The sequence below is a fragment of the Mesorhizobium sp. WSM4819 genome, from assembly GCF_055811215.1.
This window is the reverse complement of record NZ_JBVVQO010000002.1, coordinates 52,430-69,679: the sequence shown is the minus strand read 5'-3', so window position 1 is coordinate 69,679 and position 17,250 is coordinate 52,430. Positions and strand designations below refer to the sequence as shown.

The following is a 17,250-nucleotide window of genomic DNA, read 5'->3' as shown; positions in this document are numbered from 1 at the left end:
GTCACTGTTTTCCAAATTATTCGCCGGCATCGTCGCAAGAAGGGGCCGGATGATTTTTTCAACCGGTCTCTAGGCGTGCCTGCCGTGGGCGTCAACGATCGCGGCGCTTTTTCCTTGCGACGTCGGTGCCGCGTTCCTAACTTCGGAGCCCGTTGAGGAGTTGTTAAATGCCATTGCCACCGCACGAAGCCCTGATCTATCTTATGGTCATCACTTCCGCGTCCGATCGTGACATGACCAATGTCGAATTGGCGCGGATTGGCGACGTCGTCCGCTCATGGCCGGTGTTCGAGGACTTCGACCACAACCGGCTGGTCGGCGTCGCCCAGGACTGCCAGAAGTTGCTGCACGAAAAGGACGGGTTGGAAGGCGTTTTGGCGCACGTCGCTGAAGCACTGCCCGAGCGCCTGCTTGACACCGCCTATGCCGCAGCCTTCGAGGTTGCGGCGGTCGACCTCGAAATGCGCCTGGAGGAGGTGAGGGTGCTGCAGCTTATCCGTCGCCAGCTCGATCTCGACACGCTCACCGTCGCCGCCATCGCCCGAGCTGCCAAGGCTCGCCTGCGCACGCTGACTTGATCCAGACCCCAACGGTTCAGAAGAAACTGACAGGGCCGGATCGGAAAAAAACTGACCGGGCCGGATCAGAAAAAGCTGACCGGGCCGGATCAGAAAAAAACTGACCGGGAAATAGCGCAGATAAAATTCGGCGAAGATGCCCTTCACCGAAATCTGCTGCAGTGCCTAGTCGAACGCTGCGGCCAGCGCTGGATCGTTGGCCCTGGTGGCGATGGCCATACCCGATCCCAGATAGCCAGGCGCTTTTCGAACGCGCCGCCAGCTCGATTTTCATCTTTCTGTAAAGTTGCGACTTCCTCTACTATCCCGACTGGGGTCTCCGGCAGGGAGGCAAGCGGGGCAAGCTTCTCATGGACGGTTCGCAGAGTTGTCAGGCGCGGTAGGCAGCGAGCAGACGTTGAATCTCGTCGATACGCGACTGGTGCGCCGCGAGGCGGACAGTCCGGCTATTTGCGAACGATGCCACGCAATCGACGCTGCGCCGCCGTCTCTTTAATCACGCCAGCAATCTTGCGGACAAATGCCGGACTGAACGCGCCGATCGGCGTCGTCGTCGCCAGATCATAGGCTTTATCGATCTGCACCCGGTTGTATTCGCCCAGGACCAGCCATGACGGATAGTCGAGGCCGCCGCGGCGGCATTCGATTTCGCTGATGGCGAGATGCGGGCGCGACCGGTCGGGTTTTTGCGAAGTCAGCGGAAAGAGAAACAAGGCTGCTGGCGTTGCTGGCGTCCGAACAACGATGCAAACCGGCCTCGCCTTGCGTCCGGATTCCTCGCCGGCGTCTGCTTCCCGCGCCCAAAGGTAATAATATCGGAGCAGATCGCCGGCTTTAAGCATCGGGCGTGTCGCCGGAAATTATTGCATCCAGTCCAGTCATGAGTTCATTGTGGACTTCATGCGGTGCGTCCTCGAGTGTATAGGCGACCGAATGCGGCTGGCCGACGAGCTGGTGGTACTGTGCAGCGGACAGGATGACGAGCTTTTCCTTGCCGCGCTTGGTCAGGGCCACCGGCTCGATCAATGCCGTTTCGAGGATTTCGCCTGAGACGCGATTCATGTCCGAGAATGTGAATTGCTTCATCGCCGTACCTCCTTTGAAGTACCTATAATAGGTAATTCACGTAAGAATAGCAAGAATGGTGGCGCGCGAGCGCCACCATTCTTATCAGGATCGATCCGCTCGAAAGAGCGGCATTGTTCGTTCATTGCTGAGTGCGGCGCGGTTGGTCTGGAAAGCGTCTCGACAATCGAGACGGTGAAGCTCCCGCCAAGCTGAGACGGCGTGTCGTATACGGGCAGGACGCCCGAAAGGGGCCGCACTCATGCGGCACCTTCGGATCGCCCAAGCGGATCGGCTCGTCATCTGCGCGGGGCAACTCGTCAAGTTCGCCGTTCGCGCGGATCAGAAAAAGCTGACCGGGAAATAGCGCAGATAGAATTCGGCGAAGATGCCCTTCACCGAAATCTCCTGCAGTGCGTAGTCGAACGCTGCGGCCAGCGCTGGATCGTTGGCCCTGGTGGCGATGGCCATACCCGACCCCAGATATTCGGGCGCCAGATAGGGACCGCCGGCAAAGCGGCAGCAGGCTGCGGCATTCGAACTGCCCAGCCAGAAGGCGAAGCGCATGCCGTCGCCGAAGCCGGCGTCGACCTTGCCGGCCTTGAGACCGTCGTAGAGCGCTTCCAGCTGCGCGAAAGGAACGACCTGGACGGTTCCGAAGTAATCGCGCAGCATCCGCTCATGCGCGGAGCCTGCGACCACGCCGACGCGCTTGCCACGCAGTCTGTCGAAGATAGGCTCCGTGAGCGCCTTTGCCTTCGGCATGATGAAGCGCGCCGGAAACTGCAGGTAGGAACGCGAGAAAGCATATTTCGACCGCGACTCCGGCGTGGCGGCAATGCCGGCAATGATCGCTTCGCCTTCGCCCTTTTGCAGCGCCCCTTCGAGCTCGGCCCAAGGCAGCGCCTGGATCTGGCATTTTTCGGCGATGCCGAGTTCGGCGCAGATCGCGCGCGCCAGATCGACGTGGAAGCCGGACAAGCGGCCCGCCCCGTCGAGGAAGTTGAACGGCGGGAAATCGGTGGTGGTCAGGAATCTCAGACGCGGCAGCGCGGAAAGGTCAGGCTTCGGCAGCCGCTCCTTGGCATCCCACAGCACCGGCACTTGCGGCTCCGCGGCACGCGCTCCCGTGAGCCACGCTGCCCCCGTCATTGCCAGCATCAAGACGATGGTCATCCACCGAATTGCCACCATCGAGCTCCGCCCTGTCCTGTCCAATGTGGCTTTTGGTACGAAAATGCCACAGGCACAACGGTTTTTGATTTCATCACGCCGATTTAGGGCTATGCTTCGGCGAGCTTGCAAACATGTGTGGCGGTCGGCTGGAGGGTAGCCGCAAGCCGCTGCAAACTGAGGGGAGCAGGTTTGTAATCCGGGGTCGAGGGCAAAGTGCGGGTCAAGCACTGGGCCGTTGATCTCAACGCGGGAAGGCAACATGGGGTAGATGTTGCAATGGGCCATTTCGATCGCACACTGGAATTCATAGATCAGCTGCAGCACGCCGATACGGCGGCCGCGGTCTGCGAAAAACTGCTTGGCATAACCTCGGAGTTCGGCCTGACGGCGCTGATGGCCGGAACGGTTCCGCAACCGGGCACGCCAAGAGGCCAGCAAAAGGACCATGTGCTGCTTTGCGAGTGGCCTGGAGAATGGCTGGAGCGCTATGTGGCGCGCAACTATGTCGACCATGACCCCGTTGTCAGCCACATGAAGCAGCTGCAGGCGCCGTTCCAGTGGCGGGAAGCGTCCCAGAGCATCCGCATCGACAAGAGCAGCGGCGAAGTGATGGGCGACGCCGGCGAATTCAAGCTGCGCGACGGATTGGCCTTCCCGCTGATCACGCTCGATGGCCAGATCGTCATGGTGTCGCTGGGCGGCGAGGCCGTCGAATTGTCGGGCGCCGATTTTGGGCTGGTGTCGCTGGTGGCGACCTATGCGATTGGCCGCGCCATGCAGATCCACACGATGGCGGCCAAGACCCTCGACCACCACGTCGAACTGACGCCGCGTGAGCGCGAATGCATGCAATGGGCCGCCGTCGGCAAGTCCGAATGGGAGATTTCACAGATTCTCGGCATTTCGGAACACACATCAGAGAAACACCTTCTTAACGCCAAAAGCAAACTCGGTGCCGTCAACCGGGTGCAGGCGGTCGCGGAAGCGATAAGGCGCGGCTATATTAGCTAGCTCGGCCGTGCCGGCCTAGAAATTCTTGCCTACGTGATCGCGTAATTTCCTCGGGACAGCCCGGCCGTATCTTCCTATTGAACCTAGGAGACGGCAGATGCTTTTTTCCCTTACAACACAGGAACTTATGGAACGTCCCGACCTTTGGGAGGCCGTTCATCGCTTACGCTACAAGATTTTCGTCGAGGAGATGGGGTGGACCGATCTGCAGCGCCCCGACGGCCTTGAGATCGATCAGTTCGATCATGACGAGGCGGTGCATCAGCTCGTCATCCGCAATGGCGAGCTCGCCGGTTATCAGCGTATGTTGCCGACAACGCGTGCGCATCTTCTGACCGAGGTGCTGGCGGACCTCTTTGAAGGCACGCCGCCATCCGGGCCGAACGTGTGGGAACTGACCCGCTATGCGGTCGCGCCGGGCTTTCGTGACGGCAAGCGCGGCGTCTCGACGGTCGGCACCGAGCTCATTGCCGGCTTCGTCGAGTGGGGGCTGAAGCGGAATGTCAACCAGGTGATCATCGAGTTCGAACCGATGTGGGTCCTGCGGGCGCTGCAGTTGCACTTCTTGGCGAAACCGCTTGGCTACCAGCGCACCTATGGCAACCAGCAGGTCGTCGCCACACTGCTCACCTTCAACGAGCACACGCTTGAGGTGGTGCGGTCGCGTCGCAGTCATTTCGCGCCGGTTCTGGCCAGGGGATATCCCGACAGGCTCGGAATGAGGCAGGCCTCGTGAGAATTGGAGACAGCCATGAACATCCACCCGCAAACAGAGTTCCGCAATCATTCGCTGATCGTCACGGTGTCGTCGGATGACGGCCGGCCGGTGCTGGACGGGCGAGCCTATGAAAGCCTGGCCAGGATCTTCCACGAAGCTGCAATCGACGATGATGTGCGCGTCGTGGTGCTGCGCGGCCTCGCCGGCTGCTTCTGCCTCGGCGGCGATTTCTCCGAGTTCCTCGACGCCACCAAGCATCAACGGTTGATCGCTGCCGTCACCGACATGTTCCGCACGTTGGCGACGTTCCCCAAACCGGTCCTTGCCTGTGTCGACGGCGACGCCGTCGGTGTCGGCTGCACCATCCTGTTCCACTGCGACATGGTGATCGCATCTGACGAAAGCACGTTCCGGGTGCCGTTCGTCGATTTCGGCCTCGTGCCGGACGCGGCGACCAGCATCCTGGCGCCGCAAAAACTCGGTTATGCCGGCGCTTTCCGCTTCTTCTGCCTGGGCGACACGCTCAGTGCCGCAGACGCCAGGATGCTTGGCCTGGTCACGGAGATCGTGGTGGGCGACGTCGAGGAAGCCGCACTTGGCAGAGCCAGGCAACTCGCCAAGAAGCCGGTCGCCGCACTGCTGCAGACGCGCGACCTGCTCAAGGGCGACACAGGCGCACTCTGCGATCGCATCGACCAGGAGATTTCGCTGTTTCAGCAGGCTTTGCAGGACGATACCACACTGCGGCGGCTGCAGCGGATTGCCCGGCTGGCGGCATGAGACGTCATTCGGCAGAATGACAGGAATATCCGGAATCGTGCCGCGCGTCCTTGGGGCGCGCGGCAGCGCTTCAGGCCTGTCTTCCCAGGAACGACGGCCCTTCCCCGATGATCTTCTTGTCTTCCTTGCCGATGGCGTCGAGATCGCGGCCGTCATAGGGAAGCGACAACAGGATGCGCCGGATGATGGCAAGTCGCGCGCGCCGCTTGTCGTTGGCCTGTATGATGATCCAGGGCGCGAATTCCTTATGCGTGCGTTCGAACATGAGATCGCGCGCCTTGGTGTAATCGTCCCATTTGGCGATGCCGGCAATATCGATCGGCGAGAATTTCCAGTTCTTCAAAGGACTCCAGCGGCGATCGTGAAACCGCTCGAGCTGTGTTTCCCGACCGATGTTCAGCCAGAATTTGAAGAAATGGATGCCCTCGTTGCAGATCATCCGTTCAAAATACGGCGTCTCGTCCAGGAATTTCTGATGCTGCTCCGGCGTGCAGAAGCCCATAACCGGCTCGACGCCGGCGCGATTGTACCAGGAGCGGTCGAAGGTGACGAACTCGCCGGATGTCGGAAAGTGCGCGACATAGCGCTGGAAATACCATTGCCCGATTTCGGTTGGGCTAGGCTTGGTCAGCGCCACGTTGCGCGCTGTCCTGGGGTTCATGTACTGGCGCAGCGCGAAGATTGTGCCGCCCTTGCCGGCGGCATCGCGTCCTTCGAACAGCGACATCACCCGCTTGCCCGTCGATTGCAGCCATGCCTGTGCCTTGACCAACTCGATCTGCACCCGCTCGAGCGTCTCGTCATACTCGTCGCTTTTTATTTTCTTGTCGTAGGGGTAGCCGCCGGCGGTCAGCTTGTTGTCCTCGATCCAGTCCGGAAGCTTGGGATCCTCGATGTCGAACTCGAACTCCTTGCCGTTGATCCGGATCTTTTGCGGACCTGGAACAGGCGCGGCAGCATTTTCCCTAGGGTTTTTCATCGAGACGAACCTTTCCAGCTTCCGGACTCATGCTATTGGGAGCCTTACTGCATCGGCCCGAAAATCGGAATCGATTTTCGAAAGGAACGATGCAGCAGATTTAGTGATAGCGCCGGTCAGCGGGAAGTTTCCAACCTGCCGGTCGGGGTGGGACGGAGGCACAGTGCGCGCGAATGGCTGACAGTAGCTGACAATGGCTGATATGGGCGGCGCAGAACAGCGAACCACGGCGCAAGCCGTCGCCACCCGGTTGTGGAACAGCCGCTGGCTGCTAGCGACCGGCATCGTCGCGATCTTGACGGTCTATGGTTTCGCAGACATGTCCTTCCATGTTGTGCTGCTGGCATGTGCTGTGCTGCTGCTCGCCGCCGCGATGCTGCCTGCCGGCGTAGCGCGCCAGTCCGCGGAGGATGCCGCGGCGATCGAGGCAGGCGGGCTACAACAGCTGTCGGGAGAATATCTGGCGGCCGCCGTTGCCGATCCGCTGATCATCTTCGATCGCACCGCGACAATTGTCCATGCCAACGCCGCCGCCTTCGCCGCCTTCGGCGGCATCGCACCGGGCATGTCGCTGTCGCTAAAATTCCGCGCGCCCGAGATGCAGGCCTTGCTGGACAGTATCCTGTCGGGCGCCGCCGCTTCGGACGTCGTCGAATATACCGAAAAGCTGCCGGTCGAACGGGCCTATCGCGTGAGTGCATCTTCGGTCGGCCACGGCACCGACCTCTATGTGCTGGTCTTCAAGGACCAGAGCGAGGCGCGCCGCATCGACCGGATGCGGGCCGACTTCATCGCCAATGCCAGCCATGAGCTGCGAACTCCGCTCGCCTCGATTTCCGGTTTCATCGAGACGCTGCGCGGCCCGGCCCGCAACGACCCGGCGGCGCGCGAGCAGTTCCTGCAGATCATGCACAACCAGACCGGCCGCATGGCGCGCCTGATCGACGACCTGCTGTCGCTGTCGCGGCTGGAGATGAAACCCTATCTGAAGCCGGGAACCGAGGTCGATCTCCGCCAGACCCTCGACAGCGTCATCGATTCGCTGGGTCCGCTTGCCCGGGAAAACGGCGTTGCCATCGAGCGGGATTTCGCGAAAGGACCACTCAATGTGCCGGGGGATCGCGATGAACTTTTCCAGGTTTTCGAAAATCTGCTGGAAAACGCCTGCAAATACGGACAGTCGGGTGGACGTGTCGTGGTGACGATTGCCCACAGCGATGACGGTCCCGAACCGGGCATCGACGTCACCATCCGGGACTTCGGCCCCGGCATTCCCGAGGAGCACATCCCGCGCATCACCGAACGTTTCTACCGCGTCGATGTCGAAAACAGCCGGACCCAGAAGGGCACCGGCCTTGGCCTGTCCATCGTCAAGCATATCCTGACGCGCCACAACGCCAGACTGTCGATCAAGTCGGAGGTCGGCAACGGCGCAGCTTTCACGGTGCATTTGCCGGCGCACTGACACCTCACTATCTAAGAACGGGCCGGCCCGAGTACCGGAAGACTTTAGGACCGCCGGATGCGTGGATACAGGACTTTAGAGCCTATTCTGTGGCCTAGTGGACGCACGTCGCTCTAACGCTTTCTTTTTTCTGTCATCCGGCTAGCGTATCAGCGGGGATTCGAGGAACGACTCGGACCAGAAGACCCGGGAAGGCATCTCCATGCAGTCCGTGCACATCGTCAGCGCCTATGACGAGGAGCTGAAATATCTGTCGAAGCGCATTGCCGCGATGGGCGGGCATGCCGAACGCATGGTCGAACAGGCGATTGCCGCTCTGGTCAACGCTGACCCTGGCCTTGCCCAGAAGGTCATCCGCGACGATGCCGTTCTGGACCAGGGGCAGCGCGAGATCGACGACAAGGCGATCATCATCATCGCCAAGCGCCAGCCGATGGCGACGGATTTGCGCGAGATCGTCGGCGCGATTCGCATCTCGGCGGATCTCGAGCGGGTCGGCGACCTCGGCAAGAATGTCGCCAAGCGCGTGGTTGCCGTCATAGAAGGGCGCCAGCCGACCAGCCTGTTCCGCGGCATCGAGGCCTTAGCCGACCTGGCGTTGACGCAGCTCAAGGAAGTGCTCGACGTCTATGCGTCGCGCTCGGTGGAAAAGATCGGCTTCGTGCGTGACCGCGACGATCAGATCGACGCCGTGTACACCTCGCTGTTTCGCGAGTTGCTGACCTACATGATGGAAGACCCGCGCAACATCACGCCCTGCACGCACCTGCTGTTCTGCGCCAAGAACATCGAGCGGATCGGCGACCACGCCACCAATATCGCCGAGACGATCTACTACATCGTCACCGGCGACCAGATGCCGGCCGAGCGGCCGAAAGGTGACAAGACAGACAAGATTGTGCTTCCCGCAACGCTACCGGCGAAGTGAACGGCTGCCTCTCGAACCCCTTGCTGATTTAGGCTAAGCTTTACCGAACGTTCCTGATCCTGACCCGAGGCCATGCCTCCAGGAGGTAGCGATGGAAACCGTTCGGAACCTGACGCCGGCCCCGCCGACATCGGCCATCGTCGCTTCCAGCGTCTATACCGCCGGCCGGCGTGTCGCCGACATTCCGATCGAGGAAGCCGGCGAATGGGCCAAGAAGCCTGGTCATGTCGTCTGGATCGGCCTGCTGGAGCCGGACCGCGACCTGTTGCTTCGTGTCCAGGCGCAATTCCACCTGCACGATCTGGCGATCGAGGACGCCGAGCATCCGCATCAGCGGCCGAAGATCGAGCAATATGGCGATGCGTTGTTCATCGTTGCCCGCACGGCTCAACTGATCGACAGGCGCGTCACCTTCGGCGAGACGCATCTGTTCGTCGGCGCCGGCTACATCGTCAGCGTCAGGCACGGTCCGTCGACTTCTTATGCCGCCGTTCGCCAGCATTGGGAAAGCTGCCCGCATTCGCTAGCCAAAGGCGAGGATTTCGTCCTCTATGCCATTCTCGATTTCATCGTGGACAACTACATGCCGGTGCTCGAGCAGATCGAGGACGAGGTCGAGGCGATCGAGGACAGGGTTCTGCTGAAGCCGATGACCGGCTCCGACATAGAGCGGCTCTATATGCTGCGCCGCGATCTCTTGCGCCTGCGCAACGCCGCGCTGCCGCTGGTGGAAGTCTGCCGCCGGTTGACCAGCGCCGACCTGCCGCAGATCCATGCGGCCATGCACCCGCTGTTCCGCGACGTCACCGACCACATCCGCACCGTCCAGGAGAAGATCGACAGCTTGCGGGAGGTGCTCGCATTTGCCTTCGAGGCGAGCCTCCTGGTTGGCCAGAGCCAGGAAACGGCGATCACCAAGAAGCTCGCCTCATGGGCTGCAATCCTGGCGGTGCCGACGGCGCTCGCAGGCATCTACGGCATGAACTTCAACGACATGCCGGAACTTAGGATGGAATATGGCTACCCGGTCGTTCTGGGAGCGATTATTTTGGTCTGCTCGGTTCTCTACTGGCGCTTCCGCAAGAGCGGCTGGCTGTGAAGAGTAGGGCAGTAGGGCAGTAGGGCAGTAGGGCAGTAGGGCAGTAAGGCAGTAAGGAAAGATGGCGCCTCACGAGCGCAGTCTTTTGCAGTTCACCCCATATATACTGCCTTACTCCCTTACTCCCCTACCTACTGCGCCGCCGCTCCGAAGCGGGCTGAAACGCAACACGGGCGTGATACTTGCAATAGGGTCCGGTTTCGGCCGCGTCGTTGCCGCAGAAATGGAACTCCTCCGAAAGCGGATCGCCATTCGGCCATTTGCATGTCCGCTCCGTCAATTCGACGAGTTGCAGATGCCGCGAGATCGGCACGACTACGTTCTCGACCGGACGGACATAATGACGCGTCACCGGTACGGCGTCGAATTGCGCCTGCAGCGCGGTCGCGCCGATCGACGTGGTGATATGCCGCGCAGTGCTCGCGGCCCGCGACACCGATTTCTGCACGGTCGATCCCTGCACGCTCTTCTTCTGGCGTGCCGGCGTGGCAGTCGCGCGTCCGCGGCCCGACAGTTTCAGCCGATGCACCTTGCCGATGACGGCATTGCGGCTGACACCCCCAAGCTGGGCGGCGATCTGGCTGGCGCTCAGCCCCTCCGACCACAATTTTCTAAGAAGTTCGACCCGCTCGTCAGTCCAATTCATGAGACCGCGCTCCTGCTGAAATGTGCGGCGATCGGAATCCTTCCACGATCCGGCTTCCGCCGGGCAGACACCACATATATCGGGTGATTAGGTCCGCCGCACGAAATCTAGTTATTTCTCGACCTATAAGTACCTTATGCGCTGACTCGGTGACAAGAGTCCGAGGGCCAACACGAATCGGTTTTTTCGGTTTTCCCCAACTTGCCCGGTCGCTGATGAGCCGGCGTCTCGCTGGAAAGCTTGCCGCGCGTCCTTGCGCGACGTTTTCGTTGACTTCATGGCCGAAAAACACGATAAGCCGCACAGGCCGCCGCTTTGGCGGCTTTTTGATTTTCCGGTTCCGGAGACGCATATAATGAGCGGTTCGGCGCTTTTCGAGACCTTTACCCGCGCACCCCTGGCCTTCGACCATGGGGAAGGCACTTGGCTGGTCACCGACAAGGGCGAGCGGTATCTCGATTTTGGCGGCGGCGTTGCCGTGAATTCGCTGGGCCACAGCCATCCGCATCTGGTCTCGGCACTCACCGAACAGGCGGCCAAGCTCTGGCATGTCTCCAACCTGTACGAGATTCCGGGGCAGAGCCGTCTGGGCGAGCGGCTGGCCGACGCCACCTTCGCCGACAAGGTGTTCTTCACCAATTCCGGCGCCGAGGCGCTGGAATGCGCCATCAAGACGGCGCGGCGCTACCATTTCGTCAAGGGCCATCCCGAGCGCTTTCGCATTATCACCTTCGAAGGCGCCTTTCATGGCCGCACGCTGGCGACCATCGCCGCCGGCGGCCAGTATAAATACCTGGAAGGTTTCGGCCCCAAGGTCGAAGGTTTCGACCAGGTCGGCTTCGACGACATCGACGCCGCCGAAAAGGCGATCACATCAGAGACCGCCGCGATCCTGATCGAGCCGGTGCAGGGCGAGGGCGGTATTCGCCCGGTGCCGACGCAGTCGCTGAAGCGGCTGAGGCAGCTCTGCGAACAGCATGATCTGTTGCTGATCTTCGACGAGGTCCAGTGCGGCATCGGCCGCACCGGAAAACTGTTCGCGCATGAATGGGCTGGCGTCACGCCCGACATCATGGCGGTCGCCAAGGGCATCGGCGGCGGCTTCCCGGTGGGCGCCTGCCTCGCCACCGACGAGGCCGCTGTCGGCATGACCGCCGGCGTGCACGGCACGACTTTCGGCGGCAATCCGCTGGCGATGGCGGTCGGCAACGCCGTGCTCGACGTCGTACTGGCAGACGGTTTTCTGGAGGATGTGCAGCGCAAGGCGTTGCTGCTGAAGCAGGGGCTGGCGGGTGTCGCCGACGAATTTCCCGATGTCATTGAAGACATCAGAGGCAGCGGCCTGATGCTTGGCCTGAAATGCGCCGCGCCCAACACCAAGGTGAACATGGCGTTGCGCGACCAGCATCTGCTGGCGGTTCCGGCCGGCGACAACGTTCTTCGCCTGCTGCCGCCGCTCACCGTCACCGACGCCGAGATCCATGCGGCGCTCGACCGCATCCGCGCCGGCGCCCGGGGCCTGTCGGACGCCATCGCCGCGGCTGCGGCGAAATAACAGTCGGAAGACCCACATGAGCCTTCGCCATTTCACCGATCTTTCCGCCGTTTCCGAGGGCGATCTGCGCCTTATGCTGGACGATGCCGTCGTGCGAAAGGCAAGGCTCAAGGCTGGCGAGTGGACAAAACCGCTTGAAGGCAAGGTGCTGGCGATGATCTTCGACAAGCCGTCGACGCGCACGCGCGTGTCCTTCGACGTCGGCATGCGCCAGCTCGGCGGCGAGACCATCATGCTGACCGGCGCCGAGATGCAGCTCGGCCGCTCCGAAACCATCGCCGACACGGCCAAGGTGCTGTCGCGCTATGTCGATGCGATCATGATCCGCACCACGTCGCATGACCGGCTGCTGGAGCTGACCGAGAACGCGACCGTCCCCGTCATCAACGGGTTGACCGACGACACCCATCCCTGCCAGCTGATGGCCGACATCATGACCTTCGAGGAGCATCGCGGCCCGGTCGCCGGCAAGACCATCGCCTGGACCGGCGACGGCAACAACGTGCTGCATTCGCTGCTGGAGGCCTCGGCGCGGTTCCGCTTCAACCTCAACGTGGCCGTGCCGGAAGGCAGCGAGCCGGCGCAGAAGCATGTCGACTGGTCGAGGGCGCATGGCGGCAAGTTGAACTTCACCCGCTCGCCCGAGGAGGCCGTCCACGAGGCCGACTGTGTCGTTACCGATTGCTGGGTGTCGATGGGCCAGGAGCACCGTGCTCGCGGCCACAATGTCTTCTCACCCTATCAGGTCAATGCGGCACTGATGGCGAAGGCAAAGCCCGACGCGTTGTTCATGCACTGCCTGCCGGCGCATCGCGGCGAGGAGGTCACCGACGAAGTCATCGACGGCCCGCATTCGGTGGTGTTCGACGAGGCCGAGAACCGGCTCCACGCCCAGAAGGCGGTTTTGGCCTGGTGCCTCGGCGCTTGATCCGGGCTGCTGTGATCCTGGTCACCGTGATCCGGGCCGCCTTGATCCCGGCCGCCTTGATCCGGGAGTGCGTGATGCCTATCTCAGGCGCATCACGCAAATCGAGCGCGTTTCGACGCATGCGCCCCGGAGGGCGGCATCGCCGCGCCCCGGAGCTTTGTCATGTTGGAAACCCGTCAATTGGCTGAACATCAACCCAAACTCGGCGAATTCGGCTACGCCGGCGACGATCATGTCGTGCCCTTCGAGGTCGGCCCGCTCGACGTGCGCGGCCGCACCGTCCAGCTCGGGCCGATGCTCGACGCGATCCTCAGCCGTCATGACTATCCCGAGCCGGTCGCCCGCCTGCTGGCGGAAGCCTGCGTGCTGACGGTGCTGCTCGGCACCTCGCTCAAGTTCGAAGGCAAGTTTATCCTGCAGACCCGCACCGACGGGCCGGTCGACATGCTGGTGGCGGATTTTTCCACGCCGCATGCGCTGCGCGCCTATGCCCGCTTCGACGCCGACCGGCTGGAGGCACTGATTTCTGCCGGCGAGACCTCGCAGCGGACGCTGCTCGGCAGCGGTGTGCTGGCGCTGACTATCGACCAGGGCGCCCACACGCAGCGCTATCAGGGCATCGTCCAACTCGACGGCGAGACGCTGGAGGAGGCCGCCCGCACCTATTTCCGGCAGTCGGAGCAGATCCCGACCGATCTCAGGCTTTCGGTGGCCAAGCTGTTGACGCCCGGCATCGGCGGTGCCCGCGAGCAATGGCGCGCCGGTGGCATCCTGGCACAGTTCCTGCCGCAATCGGCGGAGCGCATGCGCGTGCCCGACCTTCCGGGTGGCGACGGCGATCCGCGCGAGGAGATCCATGATCCGGCCGACAATTCCTGGCAGGAACTGCTGGCGTTGCTTGGCACCATCGAGCCGACGGAACTGATCGACCCGACGATCGGCGCCGAGCGGTTGCTTTACCGGCTGTTCCACGAGCACGGCGTGCGCGTCTTCGGCGGCGTGCCGGTAGCCGACCAGTGCTCATGCTCCAGGGAGAAGATCCGCGGCATTCTTGGAGGCTTCTCCGCCGACGAGATCAGGGACAGCACCGAGGATGGCGGCATTCACGTCGCCTGCGAATTCTGCTCGAAGCAATATGACTTCGACCCGGCGGAATTTGCTGCGGCTCAATAGCCGGCGTCAGTGCTGCCTCGGTGCCTTCGCAGAGCTTGGTTTCTCGCCCCTCGCCCTGGGGCGAGAAGCCCAAGTGAGCCTCAGTTCACCGTCCGCCGCGTGCCCGGCAGGTCGAGCGAAAAGGCGGGGATGGCGACGTCGAACGTCTCACCCCGCTTATTGCGCATCGTGTAGTGGCCGACCATGATGCCGGATGGCGTCGAGAGTGGGCAGCCAGACGTATACTGATAACTATCGCCGGGATTGAGTTCAGGCTGGTCGCCGACAACGCCGGCGCCGCGCACCTCTTCGACCCGGCCGGTGCCGTCGGTGATCTGCCAATAGCGCGACAGAAGCTGCACGAATTCATCCGACTGGTTGTCGATGGTCACCTGGTAGCCCCAGACATAGCGGTTCTCCGACGGGTCGGAGCGATCTTCCAGATAGAACGGCCTGACCTGCACTTCGATGTCGCGCGTGACGGCGCTGTACATAAATCACTCCACACTATGCAGACGGAACATTCGACCCTCTCCGCAGTTCGGTCAACGGGGTGCGTCCCCTCGGTGTCTGCCATCGTTGCCCGAATTTGTTAAGCGCAGGTGCCGAACAACAATGTCATTTAAGTGACACGTGACAATGATGGTGTGCAGGGCCGGGGATGGTGTGCAGGGCCGGGCGACTCAGCATTCTGTCGAACTGTTGAAAACGGCTTCATGCGGCCGGTTTTTTCTGGAGCGACCAGATATTGATGGAATTGACAGTCACAGCCGCCTTGCTTTCCATAGCTCTGCTTGTTGTCAATCTCGCCAGCATCCTGCTCGCTTCGTTGAAGCTGAAGCGGCCTGGCAGGATCACGCCGCCAGCCGTCGAGGCGCCGCCGGTGTCGATCGTCGTGCCGTCGCGCGGCGTCGAGCCGTTTACCGAGGAGACGCTCGAGCGCGCCTTCTCGCTCGATTGGCCGCACTATGAGCTCATTTTCTGCGTCGCCCATGCCGACGACCCGGTGGTCGGGCCGATCACCGATGCGATAGCCCGCTTTCCGGCCGTGCCGGCCCGGCTGCTGGTCGGCGACGACCGCATCAGCGGCAATCCGAAACTCAACAATTGCGTGAAGGCCTGGGAGGCCGCGCGCCACCACTGGGTCATCCTTGCCGATTCCAACGTCCTGATGCCGAGGGACTATGTCCAGCATCTGATGACGGCATGGCGGCAGGACACCGGCCTCGTCTGCTCGACGCCGATCGCCTCGCGGCCGGACGGGTTCTGGGCGGAGGTCGAATGCGCTTTCCTCAACACGCTGCAGGCGCGCTGGCAATATACCGGCGAGGCGCTCGGCCTCGGTTTCGCCCAGGGCAAGAGCATGCTGTGGAACAAGCCATTGCTCGACGCCAATGGCGGCATCCGTGCGCTTGCCGCCGAGATTGCCGAGGATGCCGCCGCGACCAAGCTGGTCAACGGGCTCGGACTGCGCGTCAATCTCGTTGCCGCGCCCTTCGAACAGCCGCTCGGCTTGCGCACATTTGGCGAAATCTGGTCGCGCCAGGCCCGCTGGGCACGCCTCCGTCGCGTCACCTTCCCACTGTTTTTCGCGCCCGAGATCCTGATCGGAGCGGCGCCGCCGCTGGTGCTTGCGCTGGTTGCGGCAGCAGGCGCCGGTTTCAGCCTGCCGGCTACCGCCATCGCCGTGCTGATAGTCGCCTATCTGCCGGAATGCGCTCTCGCCTCGGCCAAGGGCTGGCACCTGTCGCTGCGCATGATGCCGGCGATGGTTGCGCGGGACGTGATGCTTCCCGCCATCTGGGTGCGCGGCTGGCTCAGCGGTGCCGTCGACTGGCGCGGCAACACGATGACCATCCAAACCAGCGCCGTTGCGGAATTGGAAGAGACGCCGTCGGGCGCCTGACCCCGCCTGCTTTGCAGATCAGAGCGCAGCAGTTCGGCGCGTATCCCTACCTGGCGGCTTTCAAGGCCTGCTCGATGTCTTCGAGCAGGTCGTCAGTGTCCTCCAGTCCGACGGACAGCCTGAGCGTGCCTGGCCCGATGCCAAGTTCGGCCCGCGCCTCGTCGCTCAGATTCTTGTGTGTCGTCGTCGCCGGATGGGTGATCAGGCTCTTGGCGTCACCGAGATTGTTGGAGATCAGCACGACATCGAGCGCGTTCTGGAAGGCGAAGGCCGCCTGCTTGCCTCCCTTGACGTCGAGGCAGATCAGCGTCGAGCCGCCCGACATCTGCTTCTTGACGATCGCCGCCTGCGGGTGATCGGCGCGGCCGGGATAGATGACGCGGACAATTTCCGATCGCTCGGCGAGGAAGTCCGCGATCCGGCCGGCACTTTCCGTCTGCTGGCGCACGCGCAGCGGCAGCGTCTCCAAGCCCTTCAGCAGCGTCCAGGCATTGAAGGGCGAGAGGCTGGGACCGGTGTGGCGGAAGTAGTCGTGCAAATTCTCGTCGATCCACTTCTTGTCCGACAGGATGATGCCGCCGAGGCAGCGCCCCTGACCGTCGATGTGCTTGGTCGCCGAATACACGACGATATGGGCGCCGAGTTGCAACGGCTTCTGCTGCAAGGGCGTGGCAAAAACGTTGTCGACGATCAGCCGCGCGCCGATCGAATCGGCAAGCGAGGCCACGGCTGCGATGTCGACGACCTCCAGCGTTGGATTGGTCGGGCTTTCAAGGAAGAACAACTTGGTGTTGGGCCTGACCGCCTTTTCCCAATTGGCGATGTCGGTGCCGTCGACCAGCGTCGCCTCGATGCCGTATTTCGGCGCCAGCGTCTCGACCACCCAGCGACAGGAGCCGAACAGCGCGCGCGCCGCCACGATGTGGTCGCCGGCCCGGGCACTGCACAGCAACGCCGCCGTCACCGCCGCCATGCCGGATGCGGTGGCGCGGGCATCTTCGGCACCTTCCAGCGCACACATGCGCTTCTCGAACATGTCGACCGTCGGATTGGCATAGCGCGAATAGATGAAGCCCGGTTCCTCGCCCTTGAAGCGGGCTTCCGCCGCCTGCGCCGTGTCGTAGACATAGCCTTGCGTGAGATACATCGCCTCGGAGGTTTCGCCGAAGCCGGAACGCAGCGTTCCTGCATGCACGAGGGCGGTCTGAGGCTTCCAGTTGCGCGTTTTGCTCGTCATCACCTTGTTCCAAACACAAAAAATGGT

The 17,250-nt window shown here is 62.3% G+C and carries 18 protein-coding genes and 1 pseudogene; 11 read left to right on the top strand and 8 right to left on the bottom strand.

Features of this window, described 5'->3' with window-relative positions; genetic code table 11:
* Positions 1-167 precede the first annotated feature (167 nt).
* Positions 168-578 carry a tellurite resistance TerB family protein gene (locus AC0L18_RS02455; RefSeq protein ID WP_091600334.1) on the top strand — a complete coding sequence of 137 codons (411 nt, stop codon included), beginning with the start codon at positions 168-170 and terminating at the stop codon, positions 576-578.
* A gap of 93 nt (positions 579-671) precedes the next feature.
* Here the strand turns inward: AC0L18_RS02455 and AC0L18_RS02450 are convergent.
* The 4 genes and pseudogenes from AC0L18_RS02450 to AC0L18_RS02435 all read right to left on the bottom strand — a co-directional run.
* A pseudogene (locus tag AC0L18_RS02450) lies at positions 672-821 on the bottom strand (transporter substrate-binding domain-containing protein); the annotation flags it as partial.
* Between the two features lie 203 nt (positions 822-1,024).
* Positions 1,025-1,291 (bottom strand): hypothetical protein, encoded by a 267-nt coding sequence (locus AC0L18_RS02445; protein ID WP_473490482.1) that lies wholly within the window; start codon positions 1,289-1,291, stop codon positions 1,025-1,027.
* A gap of 121 nt (positions 1,292-1,412) precedes the next feature.
* A complete protein-coding gene (locus AC0L18_RS02440; RefSeq protein ID WP_473490481.1) occupies positions 1,413-1,664 on the bottom strand; it encodes a prevent-host-death protein in 252 nt (83 codons plus the stop codon).
* A gap of 321 nt (positions 1,665-1,985) precedes the next feature.
* On the bottom strand, positions 1,986-2,819 hold the full coding sequence (locus tag AC0L18_RS02435; protein WP_473490480.1) for a transporter substrate-binding domain-containing protein: 834 nt from the start codon (positions 2,817-2,819) through the stop codon (positions 1,986-1,988).
* A 276-nt stretch (positions 2,820-3,095) separates the two neighbouring features.
* On the opposite strand from AC0L18_RS02435, the gene AC0L18_RS02430 reads away from it, so the two are divergent.
* The 3 genes from AC0L18_RS02430 (at position 3,096) to AC0L18_RS02420 (ending at position 5,328) form a co-directional block, all read left to right on the top strand.
* Positions 3,096-3,830 carry a helix-turn-helix transcriptional regulator gene (locus tag AC0L18_RS02430; protein ID WP_023802176.1) on the top strand — a complete coding sequence of 245 codons (735 nt, stop codon included), beginning with the start codon at positions 3,096-3,098 and terminating at the stop codon, positions 3,828-3,830.
* Between the two features lie 97 nt (positions 3,831-3,927).
* Positions 3,928-4,566 (top strand): acyl-homoserine-lactone synthase, encoded by a 639-nt coding sequence (locus tag AC0L18_RS02425; RefSeq protein ID WP_027155170.1) that lies wholly within the window; start codon positions 3,928-3,930, stop codon positions 4,564-4,566.
* A 15-nt stretch (positions 4,567-4,581) separates the two neighbouring features.
* Positions 4,582-5,328, top strand: a complete 747-nt coding sequence (locus AC0L18_RS02420) for an enoyl-CoA hydratase-related protein (RefSeq protein WP_084646899.1) — start codon at positions 4,582-4,584, stop codon at positions 5,326-5,328.
* A 70-nt stretch (positions 5,329-5,398) separates the two neighbouring features.
* On the opposite strand, the gene ppk2 is transcribed toward AC0L18_RS02420, so the two are convergent.
* A complete protein-coding gene (gene ppk2 / locus AC0L18_RS02415) occupies positions 5,399-6,307 on the bottom strand; it encodes a polyphosphate kinase 2 (protein WP_473490479.1) in 909 nt (302 codons plus the stop codon).
* Between the two features lie 193 nt (positions 6,308-6,500).
* Here ppk2 and AC0L18_RS02410 point away from each other — a divergent pair, with 193 nt between their 5' ends.
* The 3 genes from AC0L18_RS02410 to AC0L18_RS02400 all read left to right on the top strand — a co-directional run bounded on the left by AC0L18_RS02410 (position 6,501) and on the right by AC0L18_RS02400 (position 9,799).
* Positions 6,501-7,772, top strand: coding sequence for a sensor histidine kinase (locus AC0L18_RS02410; RefSeq protein ID WP_473490478.1), 1,272 nt, complete (start codon positions 6,501-6,503; stop codon positions 7,770-7,772).
* Between the two features lie 202 nt (positions 7,773-7,974).
* Entirely contained in the window at positions 7,975-8,700 is a 726-nt protein-coding gene (gene phoU / locus AC0L18_RS02405) for a phosphate signaling complex protein PhoU (protein ID WP_023802181.1), read from the top strand.
* A 91-nt stretch (positions 8,701-8,791) separates the two neighbouring features.
* Positions 8,792-9,799 (top strand): magnesium and cobalt transport protein CorA, encoded by a 1,008-nt coding sequence (locus tag AC0L18_RS02400; RefSeq protein ID WP_023802182.1) that lies wholly within the window; start codon positions 8,792-8,794, stop codon positions 9,797-9,799.
* A 127-nt stretch (positions 9,800-9,926) separates the two neighbouring features.
* Here the strand turns inward: AC0L18_RS02400 and AC0L18_RS02395 are convergent, their stop codons facing one another.
* Positions 9,927-10,445, bottom strand: a complete 519-nt coding sequence (locus AC0L18_RS02395) for a GcrA family cell cycle regulator (RefSeq protein ID WP_027155176.1) — start codon at positions 10,443-10,445, stop codon at positions 9,927-9,929.
* A gap of 355 nt (positions 10,446-10,800) precedes the next feature.
* Between AC0L18_RS02395 and AC0L18_RS02390 the strand changes: the two genes are divergently transcribed.
* From AC0L18_RS02390 to AC0L18_RS02380, 3 genes are all read left to right on the top strand, one after another.
* Positions 10,801-12,000, top strand: coding sequence for an aspartate aminotransferase family protein (locus AC0L18_RS02390; RefSeq protein ID WP_287345646.1), 1,200 nt, complete (start codon positions 10,801-10,803; stop codon positions 11,998-12,000).
* Between the two features lie 16 nt (positions 12,001-12,016).
* Positions 12,017-12,928, top strand: coding sequence for an ornithine carbamoyltransferase (argF, locus tag AC0L18_RS02385; RefSeq protein WP_473490477.1), 912 nt, complete (start codon positions 12,017-12,019; stop codon positions 12,926-12,928).
* A gap of 162 nt (positions 12,929-13,090) precedes the next feature.
* On the top strand, positions 13,091-14,101 hold the full coding sequence (locus tag AC0L18_RS02380) for an Hsp33 family molecular chaperone (RefSeq protein WP_167366584.1): 1,011 nt from the start codon (positions 13,091-13,093) through the stop codon (positions 14,099-14,101).
* A gap of 80 nt (positions 14,102-14,181) precedes the next feature.
* Here the strand turns inward: AC0L18_RS02380 and apaG are convergent, their stop codons facing one another.
* Entirely contained in the window at positions 14,182-14,574 is a 393-nt protein-coding gene (gene apaG / locus AC0L18_RS02375; protein WP_023802187.1) for a Co2+/Mg2+ efflux protein ApaG, read from the bottom strand.
* A 257-nt stretch (positions 14,575-14,831) separates the two neighbouring features.
* Here apaG and AC0L18_RS02370 point away from each other — a divergent pair, with 257 nt between their 5' ends.
* Entirely contained in the window at positions 14,832-15,986 is a 1,155-nt protein-coding gene (locus AC0L18_RS02370; RefSeq protein ID WP_473490673.1) for a ceramide glucosyltransferase, read from the top strand.
* A 46-nt stretch (positions 15,987-16,032) separates the two neighbouring features.
* Here the strand turns inward: AC0L18_RS02370 and AC0L18_RS02365 are convergent, their stop codons facing one another.
* Positions 16,033-17,223: an O-succinylhomoserine sulfhydrylase gene (locus AC0L18_RS02365; RefSeq protein WP_128177929.1), complete on the bottom strand. Its 1,191-nt coding sequence runs from the start codon at positions 17,221-17,223 to the stop codon at positions 16,033-16,035.
* Between the last annotated feature and the right edge of the window lie 27 nt (positions 17,224-17,250).